The 4,013-nt window shown below is 34.0% G+C and carries 5 protein-coding genes; all 5 read left to right on the forward strand.

The window, feature by feature from the left end:
• Positions 1 to 936: Hsp70 family protein (locus tag ACY65O_RS09280; protein WP_462220576.1), on the forward strand; the 936-nt coding region annotated here is incomplete at its 5' end.
• Between the two features lie 21 nt (positions 937 to 957).
• Entirely contained in the window at positions 958 to 1,230 is a 273-nt protein-coding gene (locus tag ACY65O_RS09285) for a hypothetical protein (RefSeq protein ID WP_462220577.1), read from the forward strand.
• A 12-nt stretch (positions 1,231 to 1,242) separates the two neighbouring features.
• Complete coding sequence (locus tag ACY65O_RS09290) at positions 1,243 to 2,451, forward strand: hypothetical protein (protein ID WP_462220578.1); 1,209 nt, start codon at positions 1,243 to 1,245, stop codon at positions 2,449 to 2,451.
• Positions 2,452 to 2,508: 57 nt separating this feature from the next.
• On the forward strand, positions 2,509 to 3,429 hold the full coding sequence (locus ACY65O_RS09295; protein WP_462220579.1) for a glycosyltransferase family 2 protein: 921 nt from the start codon (positions 2,509 to 2,511) through the stop codon (positions 3,427 to 3,429).
• The coding region (locus tag ACY65O_RS09300) for a DapH/DapD/GlmU-related protein (protein ID WP_462220580.1) at positions 3,430 to 4,013 on the forward strand (584 nt) is incomplete at its 3' end.

Raw genomic sequence — 4,013 nt, forward strand, 5'->3', positions numbered from 1 at the left:
GACTTTGGCTGTGGTTCTTTCGATATTTCTATTCTCACCATAAATAATGGCATATTTGAAGTATTGGCCACCAATGGAGATACTTTTTTAGGTGGCGATGATTTAGACATGGCTATTGTTAATTACTGGATAACAAAAAATAATTTTTCAGCCAGCGACCAAACAACTAAACAACAATTACGGATAGTAGCAGAAAATGCAAAAAAATATTTATCTGCTGCTGATAATTTTTTGGCAACTTTTAATGATAAAAATATAACCCTCACAAAATCCGAATTGCAAGAAATAATAAAACCAATTGTTGATAAAACAATAGTTTGTTGTACTAATGCATTAAAAGATTCCGGGATAACAAAAAAAGAAATTGATGAGGTAATAATGGTAGGCGGAAGTACCCGTACCCCATTGGTTAAGCAAATGGTAAGCGATTTTTTTGGGAAACCCGTTAACGATAGTGTTAACCCCGATGAAGTAGTAGCATTGGGTGCTGCAATACAGGCAGATATTTTAGCAGGTAACACAAAAGGTTTACTACTGTTGGACATTACACCGCTGTCATTGGGGTTAGAAACCATGGGAGGCCTGATGGATGTGTTGCTGCCACGTAACAGCAAAATTCCTGCAAAGGCTGCAAGGCAATATACTACTTACAAAGATGGACAAAGTGGGATGAAGATTGCAGTTTATCAGGGCGAAAGAGATATGGTTACGGATAACCGCAAACTGGCCGAATTTAATTTGTCGGGCATACCGGCAATGCCTGCAGGTATGGCAAAAGTAGAAGTGAGTTTTTTAATAAATGCAGATGGGATATTGATGGTAAATGCTAAAGAATTAAGAAGTGGTATTGAGCAATCTGTACAGGTAAAACCACAATATGAGTTAACGGATGCGGATGTTGAAAAAATGCTCTTAGATTCCATGCAAAATGCATAAAAATATATAGCCAACAGGGATTTGGTAGAATCAAAAACTGTAGCAGAACAATTACTGGAAACGACAGAAAAATTTATTCAGAAAAATATATCCGGATTAACAGCGCTGGAGCTTAACGAAACTTCTCTGGCTATGCAGGCGCTCCAATTATCTCTGCAATTGGAAGATAAAAATTTAATTCAAACTAAAACAGAAGAGTTAAATAATATTTCGAGGCCATATGCCGAAAGAATTATGGATACAGCAATAAGCAGGTCAATGAAAGGAGAAAGTGTAAATAAATTTCAGGAATAATTTAAGGCCAATATGTTTAATAATACAATTAAGCTGAGCAATACTAAAAGAACAAATCAAATTGCGGCCTTAGTTATATTTTTATTTTTTGCTGTTTATTATTTCATTATCCTGTATCTAAGGGTTTCTACAGATATTCAGCCGCATGCTGCCATGGCACACTCCTTTGCGGTAAATCACGATAAGTTAACGCCAAATTTTTTGTATTTCATTTTAGTGGCTCTTTTATCAGGATTTTCAAAATATTATCCGTTTTATTATGTGGCATCAATAATTCTTTTAAGCGCCGCTATTTCTGCAAAGTTTTTATTAAATGATCTGTATTTAAGAAAATACGTACTGCTTAACGATAATAAGCTGCTCTCTTTTATCCTGTCCTTTGCAATGTTATTTGTATTTGCTCTGCCAGGGTTAAATTTTTTCCAGGTAAAAGATTTTTACCTGGGTCAGATAGTGCCCAATGTATGGCATAATTCTACTGTGATTTTTTTAATGCCATTTGCAATATTGCTTTTCTTTAAATCTTACGAATTATTGTTTTTGGATAAAGCACATCAAAGCAAAAATTTACTCATTCAAATTACAGTATTGATCATTATTAATGTATTAATAAAACCCAGCTTTCTTTTCACTTTATTACCATCTGTTTTTATTTTCTTTTGTTATAATAAATTGTTTTCAGCAAACAGCAATAATAAATTCGTTCAGTTATTACCTTACCTCGTTGGCATATTTTTTATTGCTGTTGAATATTATATCATTTATCAATTAAATTATACCAGTAGTGTATCTTCATCTGAAGGGGAATCGTCAAAAGTTATAATAGCCCCTTTTGAGGTATGGAAGCATTTTTCAAACAATATACCCATAACATTTATTTCCTCTTTATTTTTTCCGCTTGTTTATCTTGTTCTTTCTAAAGGATGGGTATTAAAAGACAAAATTGTACAGTTTGCCGGATTGAATTTTTTTGTTGGATTAAGTATTTGGGTTTTGTTTGCCGAAGATGGAGGAAGGATGTTTCATGGTAATTTTTTTTGGCAGGTGGTAGTAGCATGCTACTTGTTGTTTTTTTCGTTGTTGTTGCATTTTGTGGGGGATGTTAAATTAAAGAAACTTAGCAATAAAAAACAATTAATTATTGGGGTAGCTTTTTTACTTCATTTTATATGGGGTGCTTTTTATTGGTTGAAAATTATTATTTTTAACGGGTACAGCTGAAAGTTGCACCTGTGTAACAGGCGGCATCTATTTTATAGTAGTATTGAAATTATTTTTATGTTAATCTCCATTGTTATTCCCGTTTACCAGGCTGAAAAAATTCTTGAGGAACTTATTGCCCGAATAAAAAAAGCTATGGAGTTTGCCCGGGGTAATTATCATTTGGTACTGGTAGATGATGGCAGTGCAGATGCTTCGTGGCGTGTAATCGGAAATATTTGTTCTGTAGAAAAAAATATAAGGGCTATAAAACTGAGCAGAAATTTTGGACAGCATCATGCTATTACGGCCGGGCTGGATAACTGTACAGGTGAATGGGTGGTAGTTATGGATTGCGACCTGCAGGATAAGCCTGAAGAAATTGAGAGACTTTATCAAAAAGTGCAAGAAGGATATGAAATTGTTTTTGCCAGGCGTATTCACAGGAAAGATTCTTTTTTTAAAAAATTATTATCCCGAATATTCTATAAAATATTTAGTTACTTAACAGGAATAAAGTACGATGGTAAAGTAGGGAATTTTGGCATTTACAGTGCGAAAGTTATCGATACGCTAAAAAAAATGAAAGAACCTTTACGGGCATTTTCTCCAATGGTACGATGGGTTGGATTTAATAAAGCTTTTATTGATGTGGAGCATGGTGAACGATATAAAGGAAAATCAAGCTATAACTATAGTAAGATAATCACACTGGCATCTGATATTATTTTATCCTATTCGGACAAACCTTTAAGATTAATTGTACGAACGGGGTTTTTAATATCATTCATCTCTTTTTTGGTGGGGTTATATTATTTAATTCAGTATCTCTCCGGAAGGATATTGGTTTCAGGATATACCAGTATTATTATATCAATATGGTTTTTAGGGGGGCTGATAATTTTAAATTTAGGAGTATTGGGTTTGTATATTTCAAAAATATTTACAGGAATTAAAGACAGGCCATTGTATATTATTGATAAAACAATTAACTTTTAAATGTTGTTTACAAATATTAATGCCGATGAAATTTTGTTAGGCAAAAACATAGTGATAGAACCAACTGCCAGGATAACAGGTATAAATGGTAAGGCAAAAAAAATTGTCATCGGAGATAATGTTTACATTGGTCACGATGTTCAGATAATGTGCAATGAATTCTCTATACTCGATTATTCTAAAATCCATCATCATACCAATCTCCATGGCGAACTGCCACTACATATTGGTCATAATTGCTGGATTGGTCAGTATTCAATTATAGACTCAATGGGTGGCAGTACAATCGGAAATAATTGCGGCATTGGTGCACATTCGCAATTGTGGTCTCACATCAGGTATGGCGATACTTTAGAAGGTTGCCAGTTTAAAAGTGAAGCGCCATTAATTATTGGTGATGATGTGTGGTTTGTTGGCCATTGCATTGTATCGCCTATCATTGCAGAAGACAAATCAATGGCGTTGGCTGGCTCCGTAGTAACACATAACATGAAGTATAACGAAATATATGCCGGCACTCCTGCAAAATCTATATCTGATAAAGTAGGTATGCAGTTTAAGCCTGTTTCGGTAGAAGAAAAATT

This window comes from Ferruginibacter sp., assembly GCF_031430955.1.
Taxonomy (GTDB): Bacteria; Bacteroidota; Bacteroidia; order Chitinophagales; family Chitinophagaceae; genus Ferruginibacter.